The organism is Capnocytophaga sputigena (assembly GCF_002302495.1).
In the GTDB taxonomy this organism is placed as follows: Bacteria; Bacteroidota; Bacteroidia; order Flavobacteriales; family Flavobacteriaceae; genus Capnocytophaga; species Capnocytophaga sputigena.
In genome coordinates this window covers 2,694,311-2,720,568 of record NZ_CP022379.1, presented here as the reverse complement: position 1 = coordinate 2,720,568, position 26,258 = coordinate 2,694,311, and the positions used below count along the sequence as shown (strand labels likewise).

Genomic DNA, 26,258 nt, shown 5'->3' with positions numbered 1-26,258 from the left:
AAATTTTAATAGTTATAAGTATTTTTTGCGGATTACCCCCCTTCTGTGAATGGGAACATCAAATAAAATAAAAGCGACTTTTTTTCGGAAAAGTCGCTTTTATTCTAATTTTAAGGTCTTAAGGCAGACTATAATACACTTGCTAAAGCTTTATTTACTTCACGTACTGCTTCAGTACTTTCTGCAAATTTAGCTTTTTCAGCATCATTAAGTTTTACCTCTACAATTTTTTCAACACCATCTCTACCGATGATTACAGGAACTCCTACGCACACATCTTTTTGTCCGTATTCGCCTTCTAGTAATACTGAGCAAGGGAAAAGTTTCTTTTGGTCACAAGCGATTGCTTGTACTAAGGCTGATACAGCAGCTCCTGGAGCATACCAAGCTGAAGTTCCTAAAAGTTTAGTAAGGGTTGCTCCACCTACTTTAGTATCTTCGGCTACTTGGTTAAGACGATCAGCACTTAAAAACTCTGTTACTGGCACACCACGATAGCTTGCCAAACGTGTAAGAGGCAACATACCGCTATCACTGTGAGCAGCGATTACCATACCATCTACGTCTGAAATTGGACTGTTAAGCGCTTCTGCCAAGCGGTATTTAAAGCGTGCGCTATCAAGTGCACCACCCATACCAATGATGTGGTTTTTAGGTAATTTAGTAGCTTTGTGTACCAAATAAGCCATAGTGTCCATAGGGTTGCTCACTACAATCACAATCACATTAGGTGAATATTTCACCAATTGTTCAACAACTGATTTCACGATGTTTGCATTGGTACCAATAAGCTCTTCACGAGTCATACCTGGTTTACGAGGAATACCAGAAGTAATCACAGCTACATCACTACCTGCAGTTTTTGAATAATCATTTGTTACCCCTGTAATACGAGTATCGAACCCATTGAGGGAAGCGGTTTGCATCAAATCCATAGCTTTACCTTCTGCAAAACCTTCTTTGATGTCAATTAACACTACTTCAGACGCGAAGTCTTTAATAGCAATGTACTCTGCGCAACTTGCTCCTACGGCACCAGCGCCTACTACTGTAACTTTCATATAATCTATTATTTAAAGATGATGAGTTATAAAAACTCAATCAATGGTTATTTTCACGCCACAAAAGTAGTAAGTTTTTAATAATTGTGCAAATATTTTTAAGAAAATTTTTGGATTTTAAAAACTAAAAACTAATCGCTATTTTTGCTCATTTGCCAATTACTTTGTACTTTTGCGCTCTCAAAACAAACCATTCAAAATGAAAGACACTTATTTCGTGGTGGGTATCTCCACCGAAGTTGGCAAAACCATTGTTTCAGCAATTCTTACAGAGGCTTTTCAAGCTGATTATTGGAAACCTATACAATCAGGCGATTTAGAAAACTCAGACACCGACAAGGTAAAACGACTTATCAGCAATACACGCACTGTATTTCATCCTAATAGCTATGGGCTACATACCCCTGCAAGTCCACATCTTTCGGCTCAATTAGATGGTGTACGGATTGAACTTTCTAAAATTGTACGACCTGAAACTAATAATACACTTGTTATAGAAGCAGCAGGCGGATTGTATGTTCCTCTCAATGAAAAAGATATGATGCTTGACCTAATTCACCCTACTGATAAAGTCATTTTAGTTTCTCGTCATTATTTGGGTAGTATCAACCACACATTACTCACTTATGAAACACTAAAAAATAGAGGCTTAAACATTCATAGTATAGTATTTAGCGGATCCCCTACCCCATCTACTGAAGAAGTGATTTTACACCATACTAACTTGCCTGTATTACTACATATTGATGAAGAACCTTATTTTGACAAACGAGTTATTTCAGAATATGCTACAAAAGTTAATAACCCTTGAGATTGATAAATTAATATATGCAAAATTTAAATGACATCCTAAAACAACATATACTACAAGCCGTACAAGAACTGTACAACGTAAGTTTAGAAAATGTAGAATTGCAACAAACTAAAAAAGAGTTTGTAGGCGATGTGACCCTTGTAGTCTTCTCACTTTTGCGCCACATCAAAGGCAATCCTGTGCAAATAGGTGAACAAATAGGAACTTACCTCAAAGAAAAAGTAGGTAATTTAGTAACCGATTTCAATGTGATTAAAGGCTTTCTAAACCTTGTTATCGCTGATACTTATTACCTCAACTTTTTAACAGAAATAAAAGACAATCCTCAGTTTGGGTTAACAACACCTAATAGCAAAGAGGCTATTTTAGTAGAATACTCATCTCCTAACACTAATAAGCCTTTGCACTTAGGACATATCCGTAACAATCTCTTAGGTTATTCAGTAGCCGAAATCTTAAAAGCTGCCGGACATAAAGTGTATAAAACCCAAATCATCAACGATAGAGGAATACACATTTGCAAATCTATGGTAGCTTGGCTACGTTTTGGCAATGGAGAAACTCCTGAAAACACAGGATTAAAAGGAGATAAACTGGTAGGAAACTACTATGTTGCATTTGATAAAGCGTATAAAGAAGAAATACAAGAACTAATAGCTCAAGGAAAATCCAAAGAAGAAGCTGAAAAACAAGCACCTATATTTGTAGCAGCTCAAGAGATGCTTCGCCAATGGGAAGCAGGCGACCCTGAAGTAATGAAACTTTGGAAGCAAATGAACGGATGGGTATACGATGGTTTTGCGGTTACTTATAAGAATTTAGGAGTAGATTTCAATTCGTACTACTACGAAAGCAATACCTATTTATTAGGAAAAGACATCGTAGAACAAGGTCTACAAAAAGGGGTATTCTTCAAAAAAGAAGATGGCTCTGTTTGGTGCGATCTCACCGCCGATGGTTTAGATGAGAAATTAGTACTCCGCGCCGATGGTACTTCAGTATATATAACCCAAGATATGGGTACTGCCATCCAACGTGTAAAGGACTATCCTGATGTGAAAGGAATGGTCTATACTGTGGGTAACGAACAAGACTACCACTTCAAAGTACTTTTTCTTATTTTGAAAAAATTGGGTTACAATTGGGCTTCACACTTGTACCACCTCAGCTATGGTATGGTAGATTTGCCTAGTGGAAAGATGAAAAGCCGTGAAGGAACCGTTGTAGATGCCGATGACTTAATTGCTGAAATGGAACAGACTGCCAAAGTAATTTCACAGGAACTCGGCAAACTCGATGGCTATACCGAAGCTCAAAAAGAAGATTTGTATCACACTATTGGCTTAGGAGCCCTAAAATACTATATATTAAAGGTAGATCCTAAAAAACGTATTTTGTTTGACCCTAAAGAATCTATCGATTTTCAAGGAAATACAGGACCATTTATCCAATACACATACGCTCGTATCCAATCTATTTTGCGTAAATATGCTGAAATGGGCGATAATAAAGAGGCAATAACACTACCTAGTGTTTTGCAAGAAAAAGAAAAGACTTTGCTAAAGAGCATCACCCTTTTCCCTTCTATTGTGCAAGAAGCCGCCGATAATTATAGCCCTGCTGTAGTTGCTAATTACGTATATGATTTGGTAAAGGACTTTAATTCATTCTATCAAAATGTTTCCATTTTAGGTGAAGAAGATACAAGCAAACGCCATTTTAGAGTAGCTCTTAGCAAAAAAATAGGCGAACTCATCGCAGAATCTTTCAAAATGTTAGGAATACAAGTTCCTGAAAGAATGTAAATTAGAAAAAAGATATAAAAAAAGTTAAAAAAAAGTTGTTAAAAAATTTGCAGGAATAGATATTTGTCGTACCTTTGCACCGCAAATGAGAAACAAAGTAACTCCTCAAATGCAAATTTACTGAAACAAATAACAAGCGAAAATAGCTCAGTTGGTAGAGCGCAACCTTGCCAAGGTTGAGGTCGCGGGTTCGAACCCCGTTTTTCGCTCTTTTTTTATGTCTATCATAAAAAAGCTCGGATGGTGGAATCGGTAGACACGCTGGACTTAAAATCCAGTGGGCAGTAATGCCTGTGCGGGTTCAAGTCCCGCTCCGAGTACAGCTCTAAGTCATAAGCCCTTGTTTATCAAGGGCTTATATTTTTTGATGCGTGATTTTTTACAACATTTTCCCAACAATTTAAAAAAAGTACATTCTCTAAAGGATATTTTCCTTCAAACGTAGAGTAAGAAAATTTAGAAATCATTACTTTTTTAAGTAGTGATTTTTTTGCTTCTATATTAACTCTTAAAAATATTTGACTATGGAAACAGCTGTAACATTTGCTACCTCTGATATAGATAAACTAAATTCAATAAAAGATTTTATAAGGTCTTTAAATGTTTCTATCATTCAAGAAGAGGACATACTTCAGCCTATTGAAATGACGCCAAGATTAGTAGCTTTTTTTTGATAAAATTGAAGCTCGTAATACTCCTTTCAAGGAATGTGATGATTTTGATGTTATGATTAATGAATTAGCTTCTGAATATGGAATTACCTTATAAAATGAAAATAAGACCTAAAATTTTAATGAGGATTCCTATGAAGAGATATCCTTATATTGTGGTCTATGTAGCAGATAAGATAGGAAGTAAACTATTAAAGATATTTTTAATATCTATTAAGATACCAGCAAATATCCAGAATAAAAGAACAAAAAGCTTCCTAAAATTTAGATAGATCTTCCTTTTTAGCATCAAACACAAAAACAACTGATTATCTATCAATGTAATAAATTTATTAAAACACTAAACTTTGATAAATCACTCTTTCCAAAAACAACTCCGAAACTTCTCTATTTTTTCTTTTATTTAAAAAACGAAATTAAAATTTGCACAATCAAAAGAAAAATATTACTTTTGCCTCATCAACCGTTAATTGAAAAATTGTTATGAGTACACGTTTCTCCGACACTCAAACGGCTTTTGCCCTCAAAAGCCAATCTGAACTCAACTGGGCTTACCGCCTCTTTAAACTCATAGGTAGTAACACCCTTACCCGTGTGGGCACTGCCCTCACTAACTTCTCTCTAAAACTGCGCCTACCTGTAGAAGGGCTAATCAAGCGCACAGTTTTCAAACAATTCTGTGGTGGCATCTCTGAACAAGACTGTCTACCTGTAATCAAAAAAATGCACCAAAAAGGCGTTGGCTCTGTGCTCGATTACTCTGTAGAAGGAAAAGACGAAGAGAGCTCTATTGAAGCAACTTTTGAAAAGACGATGGAAACCATCGATTTTGGCAATCTCCACCGCGACGAAGGCATCCCTATTGTAGTATTTAAACCTACGGGATTTGGACGTTTTGCTATCTTTCAAAAAATCACTGAAAATAAACCCCTTACTGATGAAGAAGCAAAAGAATGGGAACGTATTAAAGCACGTTTTGACGCTGCTTGTAAACGTGCCTATGAGTACAAAATACCTATTTTAGTAGATGCTGAAGAAAGTTGGATGCAAACCGCTGCCGATGACCTCGTAGAAGAAATGATGGAAAAGTACAACAAAGAAGAACCCATCGTGTACAACACTTTACAAATGTATCGCCACGACCGTTTACCTTATTTAAAAGGGCTCTACGAACGTGCCGTAAACAAAGAATTCTATATAGGTGTAAAAATCGTACGAGGCGCCTATATGGAAAAAGAAAATGAACGCGCTGCCGAACAAGGTTACCCTACCCCTATCTGTCCTAACAAGCAAGCTACTGATGATAATTACAATGCTGTTGTACGATATATCATTGAGCATATCGACCGAATTGCGCTTTTTGCAGGTACTCACAACGAAGAAAGTGCCGCTCTCGTAATGGACTTAATGAAAGAAAAAGGATTAGAACCTAACGACAAACGTATATGGATAGCTCAACTATACGGAATGAGTGACCATATCAGTTTCAATGCTTCTAAGGAAGGTTATAATGTAGCTAAATACTTACCTTTCGGACCTGTACGTGAGGTGATGCCTTACTTAATACGTCGAGCTGAAGAAAATACCTCAGTAGCCGGACAAACAGGACGCGAGCTTTCTCTTCTAAGAGCAGAAAAAAAACGTCGTAGTCAAGAAAAAAAGTAATAAACAGAATATTTTTTTAAGGTTATAGTTGCTATTATCATTAATATTTGTAATTTTGCGCCCTGAAAAATTAGAAGTTTTTATACCTTAATGCTTACTGATAAAAATGTTTAGTGAAACCATCCCTAATTCAAAAATCTTCGCTTGTTCTAAAAGCATAGAACTTGCTGAGAAAATTGCAGAAAAATACGGCACTCAGCTCGGTGAAGTTAAACTATCTTATTATAGTGATGGCGAGTTTCAGCCCTCTTTTGAGGAATCAATTAGAGGGGCACGCGTTTTCTTAATATGCTCTACTTTCCCTAATTCGGATAATTTAATGGAGCTTTTGCTAATGATAGACGCTGCCAAACGCGCTTCAGCACGCCATATCACTGCGGTAATGCCATACTTCGGTTGGGCTCGCCAAGATAGAAAAGATAAACCTAGAGTACCCATAGGAGCAAAATTGGTAGCTAACCTCTTACAAGCGGCAGGTGCTACTCGTATTATGACAATGGACTTGCACGCCGACCAAATTCAAGGTTTCTTTGAACGCCCCGTAGATCACCTTTTTGCTTCAAGTATTTTCTTGCCTTATTTGCAAAGTTTGAATTTAAATAACTTGTGTATCGCTTCACCTGATATGGGTGGTTCTAAAAGAGCCTATGCGTATTCTAAGTTTTTAAAATGTGATGTAGTAATTTGCTACAAACAGCGCAAACAAGCCAATGTGATTGAAACAATGGAACTTATTGGAGATGTAGAAGGTAAAAATGTAGTATTAGTCGATGATATGGTTGATACTGCTGGCACTTTAGTAAAAGCTGCCCAACTAATGAAAGATAGAGGTGCTGTAAGTGTAAGAGCTGTTGCTACTCACCCTATCCTTAGTGGTAATGCTCACGAACGCATAGAAAATTCAGCTTTAGAAGAATTAATCGTAACTGATTCAATACCTCTAAAACAACCTTCAAGCAAAATAAAAGTATTGAGCTGTGCTGAACTATTCGCCGACGTAATGCACAAAGTACACCACAATGAACCTATCAGTTCTAAATTTATAATGTAAAAATTAGGGATTAGCTAAAAATAAGTAACTTAATAACTATATATAAATAAATGAAATCAATTACAATCAAAGGATCTCAAAGAGAAAGCGTGGGCAAAGCAGCTAGCAAAGCCTTACGTAATGCTGGACAGGTTCCTTGCGTACTATACGGAGGAGACAATGTTCTGCATTTTTCAGCACCTGAATTAGCATTCAAAAACATCGTGTACACTCCTAATGTATACACCGCTGCGATTGAATTAAATGGTAAAACTTACGATGCCATTCTACAAGACATTCAGTTTGACCCTGTAACTGATAAAATCATCCACATCGATTTCTATCAGTTGAACAAGAATAAAGAAATTACTATTGAAGTACCTATCCAAATCGAAGGAACTTCTCCTGGTATTATGGCTGGTGGTACTTTGCGTATTGTTAACCGCAAACTCAAAGTAAAAGCACTTCCTGATAACTTGCCTGACTTCGTTCCTGTAAACATTTCAGGTTTGGAAATGGGTAACAAATTATATGTTACTAAATTAGTTCAAGAAAACTACAAAATTATGCACCCAGATAACACTGTAGTTTGCCAAATAAGAGTATCTCGTGCTGCAATGAAAGCTGCTCAAGACGCTGCTAAAGCTGAAAAAGCTGCGAAAAAGAAATAATATTTAGTAAATAGATTTTCTTACAGAAAGAGGCTGTCTAAAAAGTTTAGTTTTAACTTTTTTAGACAGTCTCTTTCATATTAATTCAACTAAAAAAGAAATTTTATACTGAGTATAATACTTTTTTCACTATATTTGTCGCCTGATTTTATACATTACTATTTTTTTATGGAAAGTATTTTTAAACATTGTCCTAATTGTACTTCTACTCATATAGAGTTCCCTAACAACGTACGCTTTCTCTGCCACGATTGTGGTTTTACCTATTTTCATAATATTGCTGCTGCTGTAGCTGTAGTATTTCGTCATCAAGATAAAATACTCTTTACAGTGCGCAATATGGATCCCGATAAAGGCAAACTAGACCTTCCAGGAGGTTTTATCGACCCCGAGGAAACTGCTCAAGAAGCTGCTTGCCGTGAAGTAAAAGAGGAAATGGGAATGATTATAAAGCCTGAACAATTGCGATTCATCACTACCTTTCCTAACAACTATCTGTACAAAAACGTACCTTACCGCACTATGGATATTTTCTTTGAGTGCAAATTAGCTGAAGAACAAGTACACATTGTTGCCCCCGACGAAATCAAAGCCTTAGAATGGTTCAAACTTCAAGAAATACCTGAAGAAAAAATAGGTTTTGTGTCGGTGAGAACTGTAATTCAACAATTAAAAAAATCTGCCCTATGAAAACAGTAGAACAATACAGAGAAGCCTTCTTAGACCATCTCAACTCTAAACTTTTTGTAAAAGAACCCCGCAATTTGTATGAACCTATGCGTTACATTTTGCAATTGGGAGGCAAACGATTGCGCCCCATCCTCACTCTCATAGCAACCGATCTTTTTGATGCTGATTACCACAAAGCTCTTAATGCGGCTATGGCTATAGAAATGTTCCATAATTTTTCCCTCGTTCACGATGATATTATGGACAAGGCTTCTTTACGACGTGGAGAGACTACTGTACACAAAAAATGGAATACCAATATTGCTATCCTCTCTGGCGATGCAATGCTAGTTAAAGCCTATCAATTATTAGACGACTATCCTTCTGAAATTTTTTCTCTTCTTACTAAAATACTTTCACGTACTGCTTTAAAAGTATGTGAAGGACAACAATGGGATATGGATTTTGAAACTCAAACCGAAGTAAGTATCCCCGATTATTTACAGATGATACGTTACAAAACAGCTGTACTGATAGGAGCTTCTTTACAAATGGGGGTTATCATAGCTAATGCTTCTCCTGAAAATCAAATGCCAATCTATACTTTTGGCGAAGAATTAGGTTTAGCATTCCAACTGCAAGACGACTATTTAGACGCTTTTGGCGATGAGTCTTTTGGCAAACGTATAGGTGGTGATATCATCGAAAATAAAAAGACAATTCTTTATCTAACTGCCTTAAAATTAGCCGATGAACAACAGCGAAAAACACTGTTACAACACTACGCTACTACCGAAGATAGTCAGCAGAAAATCAACGCAGTAAAAGCATTATTCGAAGCCACTGGAGCAACTACAGCTGTACGCCAAGAAATAGAGCACACTACCCGTAGAGCCCTCAGTGCACTCACCGAGCTCACCATCAGCGATGAAAAACGTCATTATCTAAAAGAATTTGCTCTAAAGCTAATGAATAGAAAGGTATAACTTAAATTTGCTAATTGGCAAATTATTCTTATTTTTGCGCGCAAATTTAAAGAAGAGACCCAAATGTTTAAATGGATAAAAGCCAGTTTTTGGAATACCATAGCTGGCTTAATATTGCGCAACCGAATTGCTTTTCTACTACTCATAATCGCTATCACTGGGGGATTGGTTTCTCAGTGGAAAAACGTTCGCTTTACTTTCACCGAAGCGAATATGCTCCCCGATGATCACCCTGTGAATATGGAGTACAAACACTTCCTCAATAAGTTTGGTGAAGAAGGTAACTTGATTTTAATGGCGTTAGACGATGAAAAAATCTATACGCCTGAAGTGCTCAACAAATGGATTGTCCTTAGTAATGAACTGAAGCAATTTAAACAAATAGACGCAGTTATCTCTATTAATAATCTGCCTATTTTGGTAAAGGATACAGCTCAGCAACGCTTTGTTACTCATAAATTCATTGAAGGAGAAGTAAAAACTCAAGCGCAAGCTGATAGTCTCCAGCAAATACTCTCCGAAAAATTACCTTTCTACGAAGGGCTCATCTACAACAAGAAAAATAACACCTTGCAAACAGCCGTGTATATGAACAAGAAGATTGTCAATACACAAGCTCGTAAGGATTTTATCCTCAACGATTTCATTCCCATTGTAGAAAAATTTGAACAGCAAACTGGACTCAAAGTGCACACTTCGGGTATGCCTTATATTCGTACCCTTAGCGCTCAAAATATAATGGATGAGATAGGGCTATTTATCTTGGCTGCCTTACTTTCTACCTCAGCCATTTTCTTTTTCTTCTTCCGTTCGTTCAGAGCAATGTTTATCTCTATGGGCGTTGTATCTATTGCGGTAATGTGGGTATTTGGATTTTTGGGGCTTTTCGGTTACGAAATTACTATTCTCACAGGATTGATTCCACCGTTAGTGATTGTAATTGGCATCCCTAACTGTGTGTTTCTCATCAATAAATATCAGCAAGAAATTAGTAAACACGGCAACCAAGCCAAGTCGCTTATTAGGGTAATCCGCAATGTGGGGAATGTAACCCTGCTCACCAATCTCACCACAGCTATCGGTTTTGCTACCTTTATTTTTACTGAAAGTACTTTGCTCAAACAATTTGGGGTAATAGCTTCTATCAATGTAGTGTCTATTTTCTTCATCTCACTATTGGTTATCCCCATTATTTATAGCTATATGAGTATTCCTAAGGAAAAACACCTTAGGCATTTGCACCGCAACTGGATTGGCGGGCTCATCAAATTCATTGAAAATACAGTTAAACACCATCGCATTGCGGTATTTACAAGCGCTATTGCGTTGCTCATTTTGAGTATCATAGGTATTTACAAAATTAAAATTTCAGGGAGTCTCATTGAAGATATGCCTAAATCAGCTGCTTTCTTTGATGATATTGGCTTCTTTGAGAAAAATTATGGAGGGATTATGCCTTTGGAAATCACCATTAATACTAAACAAAAAAATGGTGTTACTAAATTAGCTAACCTCAAACGCATTGATGAACTCTGCACTCATATTGAGGAAATCCCTGAAATATCAAAACCTCTATCCTTAGTAAACTTAGTAAAATACGCCAAACAAGCCTATTACAACGGCAACCCTAAATATTACAGTTTACCTACTACTCAAGAGCAAAATTTCATTCTTTCGTATGTAAAGAACTCTAAAGGCAATGCCAATATGCTTTCTGCTTATATAGATTCTTTAGGGCAAACAGCACGTATCACTACCTTTATGAAGGATATTGGTACTGAAAAGATGCAACAAATAGAGGAAAACATCTACACCAAAGCCCAAAAGCTCTTCCCTAGTGATCGTTTTGATGTAAAAATAACAGGAAAAGCCTATTTATTTACCAAAGGGACAAACTATTTAGCTACCAACCTCATTTGGTCATTAGCCTTAGCTATTTTGCTCATTGCGCTCATTATGGCGTATATGTTCCGTTCGTTTAAGATGATAGTTGTCTCACTCATTCCTAACCTCTTACCGCTACTCATCACCGCAGGACTGATGGGCTATTTTGGCATTCCGCTCAAGCCTTCTACTATCCTTGTGTTCAGTATTGCCTTTGGTATTTCGGTAGACGATACTATTCACTTCTTGGCTAAATACCGCTTGGAATTGGTAGCGCGCAATTGGAAGATTAGCAAATCAGTATATGCTGCTTTGCGCGAAACAGGGGTAAGTATGTTCTACACTTCTATTGTACTACTCTGCGGTTTCTCAGTATTTTTGCTCTCCAGCTTTGGAGGTACCAAAGCCCTCGGCGGACTCATATCGGCTACTTTGCTCTTTGCTATGATGACAAACTTATTGCTCTTACCAAGTTTGCTATTGTCGTTAGAACGCAGTTTGTCTAACAAGGAGACCATTAAAGAACCTAAGATTGAGATTTTCCCAAAAGAGGAAGAAGAAGAAAACAGCGAAAAGTAAAAAATCAGTTTAATATTTAATAATCAAAATAATAAAAAGAAACAACAATTAGCCATTACCAAATTGGCAAATTGACTAATTAGCAATGATCATTATGGAAAACAAAAAACATATTGTGATTGTAGGCGGTGGTTTTGCTGGCTTAGAGTTAGTAAAAGAACTAAACCGCTCTGGAAAATATAAAATTACCTTGGTGGATATGAATAACTACAACTTCTTTCCACCCTTATTATACCAATTGGCAGCAGGATTTATGGAGCCTTCATCCATTTCCTACCCTTTCCGTCGCTTATTCCGAAAGTATAAAAATGCACGTTTTAGGATGGCTACTTTGCAAGAAGTCGTTCCTTCAGAAAACAAAATTATTTTGAGCAATGGCGAATTGCAGTACGACATATTGGTAATGGCTACAGGAGCAGAATCTAACTTCTTTGGCAACAAGAATGTAGAAGAAAAAGCTATGCCTATGAAAACCGTAGGTGATGCTTTGATGCTCCGCAACTTAGTATATACCCGCTTGGAACGTGCTACCCGTACTAAAGATAAAGAATTACGCCGCAAATTGCTATCTTTTGCTATTGCAGGAGCAGGACCTACTGGAGTAGAACTATCAGGTATTTTTGCTGAAATGAAACAGAATATTATGCGCAAAGACTACCCCGAACTCACTTATGATGATTTAGGCGACATCTACCTCATCGACGGACAAGATACTGTACTTGCCCCAATGAGTAAAAAAGCTCAAGCATATACTGAAAAATCCTTGCTTAAAAAAGGGGTAAAACTCAAATTAGGAGTACTCGTAACCGATTTTGTAAATGACGAAGTACACCTTTCGGACGGCACTATACTTGATGCACGCAACCTGATATGGGCAGCGGGAATTTCGGCTAAAGCCTTTAAAGGAATTGACGATAAACAATACTTAGGTCGCGGGCGACGTATGAAAACTGATGCTTATAACAAAATGGAGGGCTTTGATAACATCTATGCAGTGGGCGACTCAAGTATTATGACTGCCGACCCCAACTTCCCTGAAGGTCATCCTCAGCTTGCGCAAGTAGCCTTACAACAAGCGAACAACTTAGGAAAGAACTTCAATAAAGATTTTATAAATCCTACCCCTTTCAGTTATGTAGATAAAGGTTCAATGGCAATCATTGGTCGTAACCAAGCCGTTGCCGATTTGCCTAAGAATATCTTCCTCAAAGGCTTTATCGCGTGGGCTATATGGGCGTTTATACACATTATGTCACTGGTAAACTTCCGCAACAAAATGAGAGCTTTGTACAACTGGGTAGGTTATTATATCAGTAAAGACCAATCATATCGTATGGTGTTGCGCCCTAACGAAAAAGCAAAAGGATAGAGCAAGAAACAATAAGTGTTAGGTAATAATAGATAAATAGGAATGGATATCGTTGCAAAACAATGGAAACAACAATTACAATATCTGCTGGAGGGAAGAGACTACGAGTCGCTTATATTCACTTCAGCAGAAGATATTCCTATTTTGCCTTTTTACACTGCTGAAAATGTAAAAAGTCCTTATGCTATCAACACTAAAACACAAGTAGCTGTCCCTCTTTTCATATCTGATAAAGAAGCAACACTCAAGCGTATCGCTTTTTGGCAAGACCAATCGGTATCTTTCTTTTTGTTGGATATACATCCTAAACTTACTCAAAAAGAAGTAGAAGAATGGCTACCTGCAAACTTGCAGTATCTATTTACTAACTCATTTACTATTGATACTACAACTTACCAAAAAGCAGGCGCCTCAATGGTGCAACAAATTGCCTTTGGGGTAGCCCAAATCAAAGAAAATCCTCACACTGCTGATGTACTCAATGTAAAAGTAGCAGTAGGAGGTACTTTTTTATTAGAAATAGCTAAATTACGCGCTTTTCGCCGGTTACTAAGTGAGCAAGCCCCTACCCTACCCCTTTGCCTCATTGCTGAAGTATCAAGTAGAGGTTTATCGCTACTGAAATCATCATACAACGAAAACTATGTACAATTAGCTTATGAAGCTGCCGTGTTAGGAGGTGCTGATTATCTACTGCCTAAAAATCCTCTTTTCTTTAAAAATAACAATCTAAATACTGAAAAAGCGAATGTAGCAACCATTCAAAACATCACAGCTACACGCAACGCTACTCTGCTTAATGGGATGTATGCTATAGAAAGTCTCAGTTATGAAATGTACAAAAAAGCCCTTGTGATGCTAGACCAGATTACAAAAAAGGGCGGACTTTCTGCTATCACAAAAAACTTTAGCTTGATAAAGGACATAAAACAGAAATCACAACGAGAGCAAGCACTTTTTAATGAGCAGTGCGCTTCTTTACCTCCCATAGATTTATACAGCCGTAAAGATTGGGATTTCTATCCTTTTAGCAAAAAAAAATCATCTGAAGTATTAGAGCTCAAACGCTTGTGGGAACCTTTTGAAAAACGCTTAAAACAAGAAGACTATGACAGAAACGCATAATGCCATAGCTGGCGTGCCACCTTATGAACGCGGATTTCACGCAATGGGGTATTTAAAAGAAGTGCCCCCTTTGCGCATTATCACCGATGAACTAATGGTTGTTAGTACTTTTGAAGAACTACCTCAAGTACTTACTTGTGAAGAAACATACACTTATATTCCTGCTTCCCTTCTTTTAGAAAACAGTACTCAACAAGATTTTATCAGAGAGTTACCTTTTAACGACAAACTGCGCATTTTAGTAGATAGTCCTGCGAATAGCTTTGAAATGATTGTACTCCTCCGCCAATTGCGTGCTATTGCCAAAATACCTATCAGCTGCTGGGTACATTCTATCACTGATTATCTCTACGCCCTCATTGCCCAAGCCGATGATTTGATTACCAAAAATAAAGAGTTGGCTTTACCAGAAAACCAACTCTTGATAGCAAATAGTTTAGTTACAAAAACTATTGATCCTTTTTATCTATAATTCTTCTTCGGTATCTAAACCAAGTTCTCTTGCGGATATTTCACGCATTTCCACCTTGCGTATTTTACCCGAGATAGTCATTGGAAATTCCTCGACAAACTTCCAATAACGAGGTACTTTATAGTGGGCAATACGACCTTTACAGAAATCGTGGAGTTCTTGTTCAGTGAGGGTTACTCCTTCTTTAGTTTTGATCCAAGCCATTACTTCTTCACCGTATTTCTTGCTTGGTACTCCAATAACTTGAGCATCCATCACCCCTTCATACGTGTAGAGGAAGTCCTCTATTTCTTTAGGAGAAATGTTCTCACCTCCGCGAATAATCAAATCTTTGATACGACCTGAAATGTGGATATAACCATCTTCATCCATCATCGCCAAATCACCTGAGTGCATCCAGCGTTGTTCATCTATTACCTGTTGTGTAGCCTGCGGACTATTCCAATACTTCAACATCACTGAATAGCCACGTGTACAGAGTTCTCCACTTTCTCCACGTTTTACAATTGCTTTAGTCTCAGGATTGATAATTTTAATCTCCAAATGGTCGTGGATAGTACCCACTGAGTGAATTTGTTTCTCGAAAGGTGCTCCTATTTTGGTTTGTGTAGATACAGGAGAGGTTTCGGTCATACCATAACATATCGTGATTTCGTGCATATTCATTTGCTCTTTCACGCGTTTCATAATCTCTGGAGGACACAAAGCTCCTGCCATTACACCTGTGCGCAAACTCGACAAATCGTAAGGATGTTTGTCTAATATATAGAGTTCTGAAATGAACATTGTTGGCACTCCATAAAGCGATGTACACTTTTCCTTTTCTACCGCTTCAAGAGTTTTGGTAGCATCAAAACTATCGTTAGGGATTACCATTGTAGCCCCGTGAACTGTGCAAGCGAGATTTCCGATTACCATCCCAAAACAATGGTAAAAAGGCACTGGAATACACACCCTATCCTTCTCGGTATAATTCATACGGATACCAATAAAATAGGCATTATTGAGGATATTGTGATGGGAAAGAGTAACTCCTTTGGGGTTGCCTGTAGTACCTGAAGTATACTGTATATTTACAGGATCGTCGAACTGTACTTTTTCTTCAAAAGAAAGTAATTTCTCGTCTGTAACTTTTTTACCATTCTCTAAGAAACGCTCCCAGCTATCTCCCCAATAGACTTCTTTTCTAAGGGTTTCAGTAAATTCACGCGCATCATCAATCATTTTTTTATAGTTACTACTCTTAAACTCAGGAGCTGCAAAAATAAATGATATTCCTGATTGGTTGATTACATAAATCAGTTCACTGGTACGATAAGCAGGATTGATATTCACCATTATCACGCCTATTTTGGCAGTAGCATATTGCAAGAGTGTCCACTCATAGCAGTTAGGAGACCAAATACCTACTCTATCACTTGGCTTTGCACCTAAAGCAATGAGCCCTTTGGCTACTGCTGTTACTTGCTCATAAAATTCAGTGTAAGTAACTCTATAGTTTTGATGTACGGAGATAAGCGCCTCTTTATGAGGAAATTTTTCTACTGTTCGGCGGAGGTTCTGGTCGATTGTTTCTCCTAAAAGAGAGACATCAGAAGCTCCATAAGTGTAAGCTAAGTTTTTATTCATAAGGATTATTTTTTACTCCAACAAATCAGGGCGTTTGGCTTTAGTGTGTTTATAAGCCATATCTTCACGCCATTGTTCTATTTTAGGTGTATTACCGCTGGTGAGGATTTCGGGTACTTCCCAACCTTTGTAGTTAGCTGGACGCGTATAGACTGGAGGTGCTAACAAATTGTCTTGAAACGAATCAGTAAGGGCTGAAGTTTCATCGGAGAGAACACCAGGGATGAGACGAATAATTGCATCGCAGAGCACAGCTGCCCCTAATTCTCCCCCTGAAAGCACATAGTCGCCTATGGAGATTTCTTTAGTGATAAAATGGTCGCGCACACGCTGGTCTACCCCTTTGAAGTGCCCACATAAAATAATAATATTTTCAGCTAACGAAAGCTGATTAGCCATCTTTTGTTGGAGTGTATCGCCATCGGGGGTGAGGAATATTACCTCGTCATAATCTCTTTCAGCTTTTAAGGCTGAAATACACTTATCAATAGGTTCTATCATCAACACCATTCCTGCTCCTCCACCAAACTGATAATCATCTACTTGACGATAAGCATTATTAGCATAGTCGTGAAGATTGTGGAAATGCACTTCCACTAATTGTTTATCAATAGCACGCTTCATAATAGAGTAGGCAAAGGGGCTCTCCATTATTTCGGGGACTACTGATATGATATCAATACGCATCGGTTTAACGGTGTTTATTTATTTCGTCTTGCAACTGGCGACGCACTTTTTGTTCACGCTCAATAGCTGCTTTGCGATAGTTTTCGTATTCTTCTTGTAATTCAGCTAAGTCACTGATAGATTTTTTAGTAACTACATTTCCGTTAGCATATCTATAGATATAGAAAATGAGTAACACCGCCAAAACTAACACTATTCCCCACATAATAGTATTATACAGACCTTTGGAAAGCAAAGCACCAAAGAAGTTCATACTATCTTTTTGGTTTTTAGTTTCATCAAGTGTTGTTTGTAGCTCTGTGATATTATCGTTGAGGGTTTTGATAGTATTTTCGTGTGTTTTTACTGTTTGCTTTTCTGCTTCAAGTCGAGACTTCACACTGTTGATACTATCATTCATACTGCGTTGAAAAACAGCCAATTTAGTTTTATCAATCAGTTTAAATCTCTCGTAAGAGTTCGACTTATCGACCATATACTGAAACTGTTCAGATAGTGTAGTAGGGATTTTTTCCTCTTGTACTACTTCTATAGAAGTCGTTTGAGTTGTAGAACGCGTAGTAGTGCGTGTAGAAGTTCCTTCTTGGGCTGTAGCTGAAAAGAAAGACAATGCAGCTATTGCAACAAAAGTAAGTTTTTTCATATTAAAATTATTATTATATAGTTTCTAAAATCTTCTTGAAATCATCTACAATGGTAGCACCTTTATCTTGGTTGTACCATCTTTGTAGTTCTTCTTTGAACTCAGGAGAAAGTTTGCCATTTTTAGCTTTTTCTTCTTCTACCATTTTGGTAGCCACTGACGGACGAGAGCCCCAATGTGCCAACACCTTATCCTCTAAGTCTAAGAACACTACTATTGGAATTGCCTTACCACCATTGGTTAGGAAAAGATTCATCAACTCTTCATTTTCATCTCTAAAAACGAGTTTCATAGTGATTTTAGGGTTGAGTTCAGCTATTTTATGCACTACGGGTACAATTTGAGCTGCATCACCACACCAACTTTCGGTAATCACCAACAAGCAAACGCTTTTAGGGTAGTTTATAAAGAATTGCGCCTTTTCTTCGGGTATTTCTATCGTTTTATCCAAACGTTTATAGCGTTTTTGGTTGAGCGCTGTGTAATACACACGTTCTTCAGTCTGTTCTTCTCCACTTGACTTACCTTCGGCTTCATACTTATCTATTAGATTGCGATAGGTCTCGTAGGAAACAGCTTTTAGTAGACTATTGCGGATGATTTGTGTTTTTTCCATTGTTATTTAGGTAAGAGTTAAGAGTTAGGAAGCAATTTGCAAAGTTGATTTATTGAGTTTTTCTTCAGCGTACTCTTTAGTAACTTTCAGTTCTTTGACACCTGAGTTAGGGAGCTCAAACATTGCATCGGTGAGGATATTCTCACATAGTGAACGCAATCCACGAGCACCGAGTTTATACTCTAAGGCTTTTTCGACAATAAAATCGAGAGCTTCTTCAGTTATATCAAAATTGATACCATCCATTTCAAAGAGTTTTTTGTACTGCTTGATAATGGCATTCTTAGGTTCGGTGAGAATCATACGTAACGTGTGCTTATCCAATGGGTTCATATAAGTAAGCACTGGCAAACGACCTATAATTTCGGGGATTAAACCAAAATCTTTTAAGTCTTTTGGTATGATATACTGTACCAAATTTTTCCTATCTACTTGTGTATTTTTGGACGAATTGTAACCCACAGATTGCATATTGAGGCGTTTAGAAATCACGCGTTCAATACCATCAAAAGCTCCTCCTGCTATGAACAAAATATGTTCGGTATTTACCTCTATATATTTTTGATCGGGGTGTTTGCGTCCACCTTTAGGAGGTACGTTCACCACAGATCCTTCAAGAAGTTTCAGCAGCGCTTGTTGCACTCCTTCACCTGATACATCACGAGTGATAGAAGGGTTGTCGCTCTTACGGGCAATCTTGTCGATTTCGTCTATAAACACAATACCTCTTTCAGCTTTTTCCACATCATAGTCGGCTGCTTGTAAGAGGCGTGTGAGGATACTTTCCACATCTTCACCCACGTAGCCAGCTTCAGTAAGCACTGTAGCATCTACAATAGCGATAGGCACATTGAGCATTTTGGCAATAGTACGGGCTACCAAGGTTTTACCAGTACCTGTTTCACCTACCATTATCACGTTGCTCTTTTGGATTTCTACCTCATCATCGGCATTGGGTTGTTGCAGACGTTTGTAGTGGTTATATACCGCTACAGAGAGTATTTTTTTAGTAAAATCCTGACCTATCACATATTGGTCGAGGAATTGTTTAATTTCTTGAGGTGTTTTGAGAGTCATATCACCTGATACGGTCTCTTTTTCTTTTTGAGCTTTAGCTCCAAATGCTTCTTCTATAATGATATTGGCTTGTTCTACACAATAGTTGCATATATTACCAGCCATACCGCGTATAAGCATCTCGGTTTCGGGTTCTGCACGACCGCAGAATGAACAATATTCTACTTGTTTTTTAGCCATTATTTTCTTTCTAATACTTCGTCTATCATACCATACTCTTTAGCTTCGTGAGCTATCATCCAATAGTCACGCTCAGAATCTTTATACACCTTAGCAAAAGGTTGTTTAGAGTGTTTGGCTATGATTTCATAAAGTTCATTTTTAAGTTTCAACATTTCTTTGAGATTGATTTCCATATCGCTGGCTACCCCTTGTGCTCCTCCTGAAGGTTGGTGTATCATCACACGAGAGTGTGGCAATGCTGAGCGTTTGCCTTCAGCGCCTGCACATAGTAATACGGCAGCCATTGAGGCAGCGATACCTGTACAGATAGTAGCTACATCGGGTTTGATAAACTGCATAGTGTCGTACATACCCAATCCTGCATATACGCTACCACCAGGAGAATTGATATAGATTTGGATATCTTTGGCACTATCCACGCTTTCCAAGAAAAGCAATTGAGCGGTAACGATATTCGCTACTTGATCGTTTACATCAGTGCCAAGGAAGATGATTCTGTCCATCATCAAGCGGGAGAAAACATCCATTTGAGCTACGTTTAGCTGGCGTTCTTCCATAATATAGGGAGTCATACTACCTACAATTTTATCGTAGTAAAGGCTATTTACTCCGTGCTGTTTAATTGCGTATTTTTTAAATTCGTCTGATAAATTCATTTGTTTAGTTATTAGTTGTTAGTTTGTTAGCCATTAGTATTGTGATAATTAAGATTTATAATCCACTAATGCTTTTTCTACAATATTGATAAGTTCCTCTGGGGTCATCAGAGTATTGAGATAGTCTTCCAAAGAACCCATATTATCTATTTCTCCAAAAAATACCTCGTGATCGGTACCAAAAAGGGTGGGATTTTCAGGATTGGGGTCACTTAAGGCTATGTATATATGGTCAGGATAGCCAGAGGTATAAAACAATTGTATAAGATCAGGAGTCTCGTCGCCTGTAACTTCAACGATTTCTGTAAGATCTGTAAATTCATCATCAGAAAAATCATCATACCACTCTTCATAATCCTCAGTACCTTCTTTGAAGGGGGTAAAGAGATGCGCTGTCCAAAAGTGTTGTCCGTAAGGTTTTTCCGTAAGTTGATAAAACTCAGCAATCATTTGATCATAGAAAGCCTTTTTATCAGTTTGGTAAAGTTTAATATTAGCGTCTACCCATTCACCTAATCCATAAATAGGTTCTTTTTCATCGGCTTTTGCCCAAGGAGTATCCTGAGGCTTGGGATAAAGCACTGTATTGAAGGTAATAGCTAATAGGTCATCGGCTAATGAAGTACCTTTTACCTTGCTAATATCACCTCCAAGAGCTTGTATTCGGTTGAGAATTTCTTGTTTCATCTTTTAATAAATGTAGTCCAAAATTGCTAAATTAAGATACAAAATAGTATTTATCATTAGCAATTTTGGACTGGTTTATAGTATTTTGTAAAAATTACTATTCAGGGAAAGCTACTTTTACAAACTCATCAAAAGTTACTTTTTTAACTTCTGTTTTAACATTTTCTTTGTAGAAGTCGATGAGTTTTTTAAATACTAATTGTTGCTGAATACGTTGTACTTCTTCACGGTTTTGCAATACGCGATCAACGATACCATCTACATAGCTATCGTCATCAGTAGGCATACCATATTGCGCTAATTGACCTTTGATATAATCACGAGCAAAATCTTTCAACTCTTCGAACTTAGGATGTAAGTTATTTTCCTCCAATACTTTACCTTCTATAAGCTGGTAGCGCAAACCTTTTTCTGAACGGCTGTACTCTTCCTCAGCTTCTTGTTCAGTAAGTTCTTTTTCACCTGCTGTACGTAACCATTTTTTAAGGAAAGTTTCAGGGAGGTCAAATTTAGTATTATCTACTAAATAATCGGTAACTGTGTTGAGGAAATGCTGGTCGGCTTGCTCGTTGTATTGGTGTTGAGCGCCTTCTTTTATTTTGTCACGCAATTGTTGCTCAGTAGTTACACTTCCATCAGGGAAGAGTTTGTCGAACAATTCTTGATCTAAAGCAGCACCTTGACGTTCGTTTACCTCTTCCAAAGTGAAAGTAACTTCCACCTCCAAGTGGTGAGCCTCATCGTGAGATACTTTGAGGTAGTGCATTAGACTATGAACATCTTTGAACAAACCTTTAGTTTGCAATTGGAATTGGTCTCCTATTTTTTTACCGATGAACTCTTTGCGTGCAGCATCACTAAGTTTTTCTAAAGTGAAAGTAGCTTGAGAATCGATAGATTTTTCTTCGTTGAAGAAAGTACCTGTAATTTCAAGGCTATCATCATTGATTACTTCACCTTTAGCAACGAGTTTACCAAATTGTTTTTGGATACGTTCTACTTGTTTATCGATTTGGTCATCGGCTACTTCTATTTCATAGCGAACTATAGCTTTTTTAGGTTTTAAATTCACTTCGATAGTAGGAGTTAAGCCAATTTCGAACTCAAAAGTAAAATCGTCGGCATCTATGTTGATATCTTGTTTTTCTTTAGGTAGTGGATTACCCAAGATATTGAGTTTTTCGTCGTTTATATATTTATACAACGAGTCTTGCAACACACGGTTGATCTCGTCGAACTTCACAGCTTTACCGTACTGTCTTTTAATCATTCCCGCAGGCACGTGACCTTTTCTAAATCCAGGGATAGAAGCGGTTTTTCTGTAATCGTTTAGTACTTTCTCTACTTTATCGGCGTAGTCGTTTTTTTCAATTGCTATCTTAATGACAGCATTTAAAGCATCTACTTGCTCTCTGTTAATATTCATTTTTAAAAATATTTAATCTAAAATTTCAATTTGCAAAGGTAGTACAAAATGTTTATATACACAAGGTTTTATGTATTTTTTTAGAAATTAGGAATTAGGAATTAGAATTTTGGTAATTCCCAACGGTATTTTACCGACAGCAATCGCACAGAAATCACTACCATTATGGTGATGAATACTACTAAATTATGATTAACGAAATCATCAATAAGAAAATAGACCGTACCTCCTGCAATACAAGCAGTTGCATAAATTTCTTTATGGAAAAGAGCTGGCAATTTGTTAGCTAATATATCTCTTATCACTCCTCCAAAACTACCCGTCATTGTACCTAAAATAATAGCTATGGTAGGCGATAAGCCAAAACGCAGGGCTTTTTCTATACCAATGATAGTGAAAACCCCCAGCCCAATGGTATCAAACAACATTAGCGATTTGCTCCAATGTTCTGAGAACTGTTTTTTGAATAGAATGGTAATCACTACACTAATGACAATCATTAATATATAAGTGAGATTCTTCATCCAAAATACGGGGACACTACCTATCATAATATCGCGGAGTGTTCCTCCTCCTACCCCCGTTACAAAGGCTAAGATGAGCATTCCAAAGATATCCATACGGCGTTCTAAGCCTACTAATACACCGGAAACACCAAAGACAGCCGTTCCGATTAAATCCCAGAGATAAATCTGGTCGATTTGCGATAAAAACTGAATAAAATCTTCCATTTTAATGCCAAATTTGAGTAAGTTTCCAAGTATTATTTACAGGAATAAATACAAGGGTTATAGCCTTGTCGGGGTCATTGCACAACACACTATCAGGGTAATAATTAAAACTATAAGTTTGTAATTCGTTAAACTCATCAGTAAGTAATTCTTCTTCAGTAAGGAGTAGGCTGCCATCTTTCTGTAGCAATAAACGCAAAAGAGGTTCAGACAAATGTTGTTGCCTAAAAGCCATATCGGTAGTGAATTGTTTGAAAAAAGCGGGAAATTGTTTCTGTTGAGTTATTGCTTGTTTCGTTTGTTTTTCGATTTCGGCATAAGGCAATAGAGTCCCTTTTTTTTGTTCCCAAAACACTTGTTTACAATCATCTTTTGGCATTGCAAAAGTATAGAGATGCACATCGGTATACGACAATTTGTTGAGCAGTTGCAAACGATAATAGGTTTTGTTATCTCTTTGTATACTATCTTGCACCCAATAAGTAGGATTATTTCCTATAAGTGTTTCTAATTGCTTTATTTTAGCTTTTACTTCTGCTAATTCGGCAACCGTTTGTTTTGCTGTTTCGGCATTGCAAGATTTTTTGAAGCTAATCACAGAGTTATTGCAGGAAAAAAGCAGTAGAGATAGGGTAATTGTTAAAAGGATTTTCATCTTTCATATATTACTTTTACTTTATAATCCAACTTATCTACATCTATATTTTCAGGAATTATAGGCAAAGTATCCATCTTTTCAAAAAACAATTCATAGCCACACTTACTCTCAAAAATATCAGGTTCATTTACATCTAAGAAGCCTAATACTTTTACCCCGTAATTACCTGCTGGAATATCAAATCTATCTCCTGTGTCTCCATTTAATTCTACTCCTTCTACAGCAGGTTGAGGATTTAGGTTCTTTTCATTAGCAAAATCGGAATAATTGCTTTCATAATCCCAATTCATTATCATAAAGATATCTTCCACAGCTAATCTTCCGCTTTTTATTTGTAGAGGTAATGAGACTTCATTTTTAAAAACTACCCATTCAGTAGGAATTTCACTTTTGGTAGTTGTGTTTATGAGTATTTCATAATCAAAAGGCTCTATATTATAGATAGGCAGTAATATTCCTCGTTGGATACTTTCCTCACCTATAGTAGGATTATTGATGAAGTATTTCAGTAAATCGTCATCTTCTATTCCTTTTTCAAGTACAAATTCTTGTAGTACTACTGGATCGAAAAGTACAAAACCAGGGAATTCTAACATTAATTCTGTTTTATAGTGTACCATTGTTGTTTTATTATTTTTAAATTTCTTTGTTCTACTTATACAAACTCAAAGCGCACCATTCCGTCTACATCTATTTTGGTAAGTTTTACTTTGTGGAGGGTATTCACTAAAGCAGGATCCCAAGGGGCTTTTACTTTTACATAATTCTCAGTAAACCCGTGAATATATCCCTGCTTGTTATCGCTCTCGAAAAGGACTGTTTTTTCTTTACCTAACTGGCTCTCATAAAAAGCATTGCGTTTCTTAGCTGACAATCCCCGTAACATCTTACTGCGTTTAGCACGTACTGCATCGGGGACTACACCCTCCATAAGTACTGCTTCAGTATTGTCACGCTCAGAATAAGTGAATACGTGTAAGTAAGATATATCTAAATCATTCAAAAAATGATAGGTTTCTAAAAAATGTTCATCAGTTTCACCTGGGAAGCCTACAATCACATCTACCCCAATACAAGCATCGGGCATCACTTCGCGTATTTTGGCTACCCTACTAACATAAAGTTCACGCAAATAGCGGCGTTTCATCTTTTTAAGGATTTCGTTACTTCCACTCTGTAATGGGATATGAAAGTGAGGCACAAAACTTTTAGACTGTGCTATGAAGTCGATAGTTTCGTCTTTGATAAGATTGGGTTCGATTGATGAGATACGCAGGCGCTCTATTCCTTCAACATTATCAAGAGCCTGCACTAATTCTAAAAAGGTGTGTTCGTGCTTTTTATTACCAAATTCACCTTTGCCGTAATCGCCTATGTTCACCCCCGTAAGCACTATTTCTTTGATACCTTTATCAGATATTTTTTTAGCGTTGCTCAATATATTTTCGATGGTATCACTTCGCGAAATACCACGTGCCATTGGGATAGTGCAATAAGTGCACTTATAATCACAGCCGTCCTGCACCTTTAAGAATGCACGCGTACGGTCGCCAATGGAATAACTTCCGACATAGAAATCGGTTTCGGAAATTTCGCAAGAGTGCACGATGCCCTCATTATTTTTGGTGAGGTCATCAATATATTGAGTGATATTGAACTTTTCTTTGGCACCTAATACCAAATCAACCCCATCTACTGAAGCGAGTTCTTCTGGTTTTAATTGAGCATAACAACCCACTGCCGCCAAGAATGCCTTAGGGTTTGTTTTCAGTGCTTTGCGTACGATTTGTTTAAATTGTTTATCTGCGTTTTCGGTAACTGAGCAGGTGTTAATCACGTATATATCGGCAGGGTCGTCGAAATCAACACGAATATAGCCATCCTCTTCAAAGCTACGTGCGATAGTAGAGGTTTCGGCAAAGTTGAGTTTACAACCCAAAGTATAGAATGCTACTTTTTTCATTTAGTCGTTAGCGTTTAGTCATTAGTCGTTAGAAAAAAGCCTCTATCCAAAAAGTATTGGACAATAGCTTTTTTCATCAGTATGGTTTGTTCTCCGGGTTTGAGAGCTGGGAGCTCTTGTACTAAAGTATAATGAGGCCAACCATCGGGGTCAGTAAATTCATATTTATAATAACCAAAGGGTTCTAAGAGTTTGCAAATAGCGATATGCATTAGATCTACTTTTTCATCTTTGGCATAAGAACGACCTATTTGTCCGAGTTCTTGAACACCAATGAGGTAGATGATACCATCGACATTTAGAGTTTCACCCTCTGTAAAAGTATCGGAGAGGCGTTGTACAATTTCCTCCCAACGGGCTTTTAGCAGCTCGTGTTCCGTCATAATAAAAATCTTTTTGGCGGCAAAAATACAAAATAATTACGAATTACGAATTACAAATTACGAATTACGAAATACAAATTATGAAATAATAACAAAAGAGCTACTCTGGCGAATAGCT

General features: G+C 37.3%; 26 protein-coding genes and 2 tRNA genes. 14 read left to right on the top strand and 14 right to left on the bottom strand.

All coding sequences use genetic code 11. The features are described from left to right. Positions 1-128: 128 nt before the first annotated feature. Positions 129-1,061, bottom strand: coding sequence for a malate dehydrogenase (locus CGC57_RS12190; protein ID WP_002678807.1), 933 nt, complete (start codon positions 1,059-1,061; stop codon positions 129-131). 199 nt (positions 1,062-1,260) lie between these two features. On the opposite strand from CGC57_RS12190, the gene bioD reads away from it, so the two are divergent. The 14 genes from bioD to CGC57_RS12115 all read left to right on the top strand — a co-directional run bounded on the left by bioD (position 1,261) and on the right by CGC57_RS12115 (position 14,801). Beyond that, positions 1,261-1,872, top strand: a complete 612-nt coding sequence (gene bioD, locus CGC57_RS12185) for a dethiobiotin synthase (RefSeq protein WP_009414195.1) — start codon at positions 1,261-1,263, stop codon at positions 1,870-1,872. Between the two features lie 17 nt (positions 1,873-1,889). Beyond that, positions 1,890-3,680 carry an arginine--tRNA ligase gene (gene argS, locus CGC57_RS12180; RefSeq protein WP_095899330.1) on the top strand — a complete coding sequence of 597 codons (1,791 nt, stop codon included), beginning with the start codon at positions 1,890-1,892 and terminating at the stop codon, positions 3,678-3,680. A 136-nt stretch (positions 3,681-3,816) separates the two neighbouring features. Continuing rightward, positions 3,817-3,889, top strand: a tRNA-Gly gene (locus CGC57_RS12175). 25 nt (positions 3,890-3,914) lie between these two features. Then, positions 3,915-4,000, top strand: a tRNA-Leu gene (locus CGC57_RS12170). A gap of 204 nt (positions 4,001-4,204) precedes the next feature. Further along, positions 4,205-4,354, top strand: a complete 150-nt coding sequence (locus CGC57_RS13080; protein WP_232747251.1) for a hypothetical protein — start codon at positions 4,205-4,207, stop codon at positions 4,352-4,354. A 480-nt stretch (positions 4,355-4,834) separates the two neighbouring features. Then, a complete protein-coding gene (locus tag CGC57_RS12155; protein ID WP_095899328.1) occupies positions 4,835-6,016 on the top strand; it encodes a proline dehydrogenase family protein in 1,182 nt (393 codons plus the stop codon). A gap of 106 nt (positions 6,017-6,122) precedes the next feature. Next, a complete protein-coding gene (locus CGC57_RS12150) occupies positions 6,123-7,067 on the top strand; it encodes a ribose-phosphate pyrophosphokinase (protein ID WP_002678647.1) in 945 nt (314 codons plus the stop codon). A gap of 50 nt (positions 7,068-7,117) precedes the next feature. After that, positions 7,118-7,717 carry a 50S ribosomal protein L25/general stress protein Ctc gene (locus tag CGC57_RS12145; protein WP_095899327.1) on the top strand — a complete coding sequence of 200 codons (600 nt, stop codon included), beginning with the start codon at positions 7,118-7,120 and terminating at the stop codon, positions 7,715-7,717. A 168-nt stretch (positions 7,718-7,885) separates the two neighbouring features. Beyond that, the gene (locus tag CGC57_RS12140; protein ID WP_002678754.1) at positions 7,886-8,407 is read left to right on the top strand and encodes an NUDIX hydrolase; all 522 of its coding nucleotides are present in this window, start codon (positions 7,886-7,888) and stop codon (positions 8,405-8,407) included. After that, positions 8,404-9,372 carry a polyprenyl synthetase family protein gene (locus CGC57_RS12135; RefSeq protein WP_095899326.1) on the top strand — a complete coding sequence of 323 codons (969 nt, stop codon included), beginning with the start codon at positions 8,404-8,406 and terminating at the stop codon, positions 9,370-9,372. Before CGC57_RS12140 ends, CGC57_RS12135 begins: the two co-directional genes overlap by 4 nt. 63 nt (positions 9,373-9,435) lie before the next feature. Next, positions 9,436-11,835: an efflux RND transporter permease subunit gene (locus tag CGC57_RS12130; RefSeq protein WP_095899325.1), complete on the top strand. Its 2,400-nt coding sequence runs from the start codon at positions 9,436-9,438 to the stop codon at positions 11,833-11,835. Between the two features lie 94 nt (positions 11,836-11,929). Continuing rightward, positions 11,930-13,204: an NAD(P)/FAD-dependent oxidoreductase gene (locus tag CGC57_RS12125; protein ID WP_095899520.1), complete on the top strand. Its 1,275-nt coding sequence runs from the start codon at positions 11,930-11,932 to the stop codon at positions 13,202-13,204. Between the two features lie 42 nt (positions 13,205-13,246). After that, positions 13,247-14,329 (top strand): methylmalonyl-CoA mutase family protein, encoded by a 1,083-nt coding sequence (locus CGC57_RS12120; protein WP_095899324.1) that lies wholly within the window; start codon positions 13,247-13,249, stop codon positions 14,327-14,329. Next, positions 14,313-14,801: a hypothetical protein gene (locus CGC57_RS12115; protein WP_002678724.1), complete on the top strand. Its 489-nt coding sequence runs from the start codon at positions 14,313-14,315 to the stop codon at positions 14,799-14,801. The genes CGC57_RS12120 and CGC57_RS12115 overlap by 17 nt, the downstream gene beginning before the upstream one ends. Here the strand turns inward: CGC57_RS12115 and CGC57_RS12110 are convergent. The 13 genes from CGC57_RS12110 to CGC57_RS12050 all read right to left on the bottom strand — a co-directional run bounded on the left by CGC57_RS12110 (position 14,796) and on the right by CGC57_RS12050 (position 26,140). Further along, a complete protein-coding gene (locus CGC57_RS12110) occupies positions 14,796-16,430 on the bottom strand; it encodes an AMP-binding protein (protein ID WP_002678858.1) in 1,635 nt (544 codons plus the stop codon). The two genes, CGC57_RS12115 and CGC57_RS12110, sit on opposite strands and share 6 nt — an antisense overlap. 12 nt (positions 16,431-16,442) lie before the next feature. Then, a complete protein-coding gene (gene trmD / locus CGC57_RS12105) occupies positions 16,443-17,117 on the bottom strand; it encodes a tRNA (guanosine(37)-N1)-methyltransferase TrmD (protein WP_002678674.1) in 675 nt (224 codons plus the stop codon). Between the two features lie 4 nt (positions 17,118-17,121). Then, the gene (locus CGC57_RS12100) at positions 17,122-17,760 is read right to left on the bottom strand and encodes a hypothetical protein (protein ID WP_002678912.1); all 639 of its coding nucleotides are present in this window, start codon (positions 17,758-17,760) and stop codon (positions 17,122-17,124) included. A gap of 13 nt (positions 17,761-17,773) precedes the next feature. Continuing rightward, positions 17,774-18,376 carry a thioredoxin family protein gene (locus CGC57_RS12095; RefSeq protein ID WP_002678643.1) on the bottom strand — a complete coding sequence of 201 codons (603 nt, stop codon included), beginning with the start codon at positions 18,374-18,376 and terminating at the stop codon, positions 17,774-17,776. A gap of 24 nt (positions 18,377-18,400) precedes the next feature. Continuing rightward, complete coding sequence (clpX, locus tag CGC57_RS12090; protein WP_002678811.1) at positions 18,401-19,633, bottom strand: ATP-dependent Clp protease ATP-binding subunit ClpX; 1,233 nt, start codon at positions 19,631-19,633, stop codon at positions 18,401-18,403. Further along, on the bottom strand, positions 19,633-20,292 hold the full coding sequence (clpP, locus tag CGC57_RS12085) for an ATP-dependent Clp endopeptidase proteolytic subunit ClpP (protein ID WP_002678897.1): 660 nt from the start codon (positions 20,290-20,292) through the stop codon (positions 19,633-19,635). The genes clpX and clpP overlap by 1 nt, the downstream gene beginning before the upstream one ends. A 48-nt stretch (positions 20,293-20,340) precedes the next feature. Continuing rightward, positions 20,341-20,979 (bottom strand): hypothetical protein, encoded by a 639-nt coding sequence (locus CGC57_RS12080; RefSeq protein WP_095899323.1) that lies wholly within the window; start codon positions 20,977-20,979, stop codon positions 20,341-20,343. Positions 20,980-21,076: 97 nt separating this feature from the next. Continuing rightward, a complete protein-coding gene (gene tig / locus CGC57_RS12075; RefSeq protein ID WP_095899322.1) occupies positions 21,077-22,405 on the bottom strand; it encodes a trigger factor in 1,329 nt (442 codons plus the stop codon). A 101-nt stretch (positions 22,406-22,506) separates the two neighbouring features. Then, positions 22,507-23,136, bottom strand: coding sequence for a trimeric intracellular cation channel family protein (locus tag CGC57_RS12070; RefSeq protein ID WP_095899321.1), 630 nt, complete (start codon positions 23,134-23,136; stop codon positions 22,507-22,509). A gap of 1 nt (position 23,137) precedes the next feature. Further along, complete coding sequence (locus tag CGC57_RS12065) at positions 23,138-23,791, bottom strand: hypothetical protein (protein WP_095899320.1); 654 nt, start codon at positions 23,789-23,791, stop codon at positions 23,138-23,140. After that, positions 23,788-24,414: a hypothetical protein gene (locus CGC57_RS12060; protein WP_095899319.1), complete on the bottom strand. Its 627-nt coding sequence runs from the start codon at positions 24,412-24,414 to the stop codon at positions 23,788-23,790. Before CGC57_RS12060 ends, CGC57_RS12065 begins: the two co-directional genes overlap by 4 nt. A gap of 35 nt (positions 24,415-24,449) precedes the next feature. Continuing rightward, positions 24,450-25,757 carry a tRNA (N(6)-L-threonylcarbamoyladenosine(37)-C(2))-methylthiotransferase MtaB gene (gene mtaB / locus CGC57_RS12055; RefSeq protein WP_095899318.1) on the bottom strand — a complete coding sequence of 436 codons (1,308 nt, stop codon included), beginning with the start codon at positions 25,755-25,757 and terminating at the stop codon, positions 24,450-24,452. 14 nt (positions 25,758-25,771) lie between these two features. Then, on the bottom strand, positions 25,772-26,140 hold the full coding sequence (locus CGC57_RS12050; RefSeq protein WP_095899317.1) for a hypothetical protein: 369 nt from the start codon (positions 26,138-26,140) through the stop codon (positions 25,772-25,774). Between the last annotated feature and the right edge of the window lie 118 nt (positions 26,141-26,258).

Excerpts from the sequence above, each read along its gene's own strand:
- CGC57_RS12190 (WP_002678807.1), bottom strand. The coding sequence starts at position 1,061 with ATGAAAGTTACAGTAGTAGGCGCTGGTGCCGTAGGAGCAAGTTGCGCA.
- bioD (WP_009414195.1), top strand. The coding sequence starts at position 1,261 with ATGAAAGACACTTATTTCGTGGTGGGTATCTCCACCGAAGTTGGCAAA.
- argS (WP_095899330.1), top strand. The coding sequence starts at position 1,890 with ATGCAAAATTTAAATGACATCCTAAAACAACATATACTACAAGCCGTA.
- CGC57_RS13080 (WP_232747251.1), top strand. The coding sequence starts at position 4,205 with ATGGAAACAGCTGTAACATTTGCTACCTCTGATATAGATAAACTAAAT.
- CGC57_RS12155 (WP_095899328.1), top strand. The coding sequence starts at position 4,835 with ATGAGTACACGTTTCTCCGACACTCAAACGGCTTTTGCCCTCAAAAGC.
- CGC57_RS12150 (WP_002678647.1), top strand. The coding sequence starts at position 6,123 with ATGTTTAGTGAAACCATCCCTAATTCAAAAATCTTCGCTTGTTCTAAA.
- CGC57_RS12145 (WP_095899327.1), top strand. The coding sequence starts at position 7,118 with ATGAAATCAATTACAATCAAAGGATCTCAAAGAGAAAGCGTGGGCAAA.
- CGC57_RS12140 (WP_002678754.1), top strand. The coding sequence starts at position 7,886 with ATGGAAAGTATTTTTAAACATTGTCCTAATTGTACTTCTACTCATATA.
- CGC57_RS12135 (WP_095899326.1), top strand. The coding sequence starts at position 8,404 with ATGAAAACAGTAGAACAATACAGAGAAGCCTTCTTAGACCATCTCAAC.
- CGC57_RS12130 (WP_095899325.1), top strand. The coding sequence starts at position 9,436 with ATGTTTAAATGGATAAAAGCCAGTTTTTGGAATACCATAGCTGGCTTA.
- CGC57_RS12125 (WP_095899520.1), top strand. The coding sequence starts at position 11,930 with ATGGAAAACAAAAAACATATTGTGATTGTAGGCGGTGGTTTTGCTGGC.
- CGC57_RS12120 (WP_095899324.1), top strand. The coding sequence starts at position 13,247 with ATGGATATCGTTGCAAAACAATGGAAACAACAATTACAATATCTGCTG.
- CGC57_RS12115 (WP_002678724.1), top strand. The coding sequence starts at position 14,313 with ATGACAGAAACGCATAATGCCATAGCTGGCGTGCCACCTTATGAACGC.
- CGC57_RS12110 (WP_002678858.1), bottom strand. The coding sequence starts at position 16,430 with ATGAATAAAAACTTAGCTTACACTTATGGAGCTTCTGATGTCTCTCTT.
- trmD (WP_002678674.1), bottom strand. The coding sequence starts at position 17,117 with ATGCGTATTGATATCATATCAGTAGTCCCCGAAATAATGGAGAGCCCC.
- CGC57_RS12100 (WP_002678912.1), bottom strand. The coding sequence starts at position 17,760 with ATGAAAAAACTTACTTTTGTTGCAATAGCTGCATTGTCTTTCTTTTCA.
- CGC57_RS12095 (WP_002678643.1), bottom strand. The coding sequence starts at position 18,376 with ATGGAAAAAACACAAATCATCCGCAATAGTCTACTAAAAGCTGTTTCC.
- clpX (WP_002678811.1), bottom strand. The coding sequence starts at position 19,633 with ATGGCTAAAAAACAAGTAGAATATTGTTCATTCTGCGGTCGTGCAGAA.
- clpP (WP_002678897.1), bottom strand. The coding sequence starts at position 20,292 with ATGAATTTATCAGACGAATTTAAAAAATACGCAATTAAACAGCACGGA.
- CGC57_RS12080 (WP_095899323.1), bottom strand. The coding sequence starts at position 20,979 with ATGAAACAAGAAATTCTCAACCGAATACAAGCTCTTGGAGGTGATATT.
- tig (WP_095899322.1), bottom strand. The coding sequence starts at position 22,405 with ATGAATATTAACAGAGAGCAAGTAGATGCTTTAAATGCTGTCATTAAG.
- CGC57_RS12070 (WP_095899321.1), bottom strand. The coding sequence starts at position 23,136 with ATGGAAGATTTTATTCAGTTTTTATCGCAAATCGACCAGATTTATCTC.
- CGC57_RS12065 (WP_095899320.1), bottom strand. The coding sequence starts at position 23,791 with ATGAAAATCCTTTTAACAATTACCCTATCTCTACTGCTTTTTTCCTGC.
- CGC57_RS12060 (WP_095899319.1), bottom strand. The coding sequence starts at position 24,414 with ATGGTACACTATAAAACAGAATTAATGTTAGAATTCCCTGGTTTTGTA.
- mtaB (WP_095899318.1), bottom strand. The coding sequence starts at position 25,757 with ATGAAAAAAGTAGCATTCTATACTTTGGGTTGTAAACTCAACTTTGCC.
- CGC57_RS12050 (WP_095899317.1), bottom strand. The coding sequence starts at position 26,140 with ATGACGGAACACGAGCTGCTAAAAGCCCGTTGGGAGGAAATTGTACAA.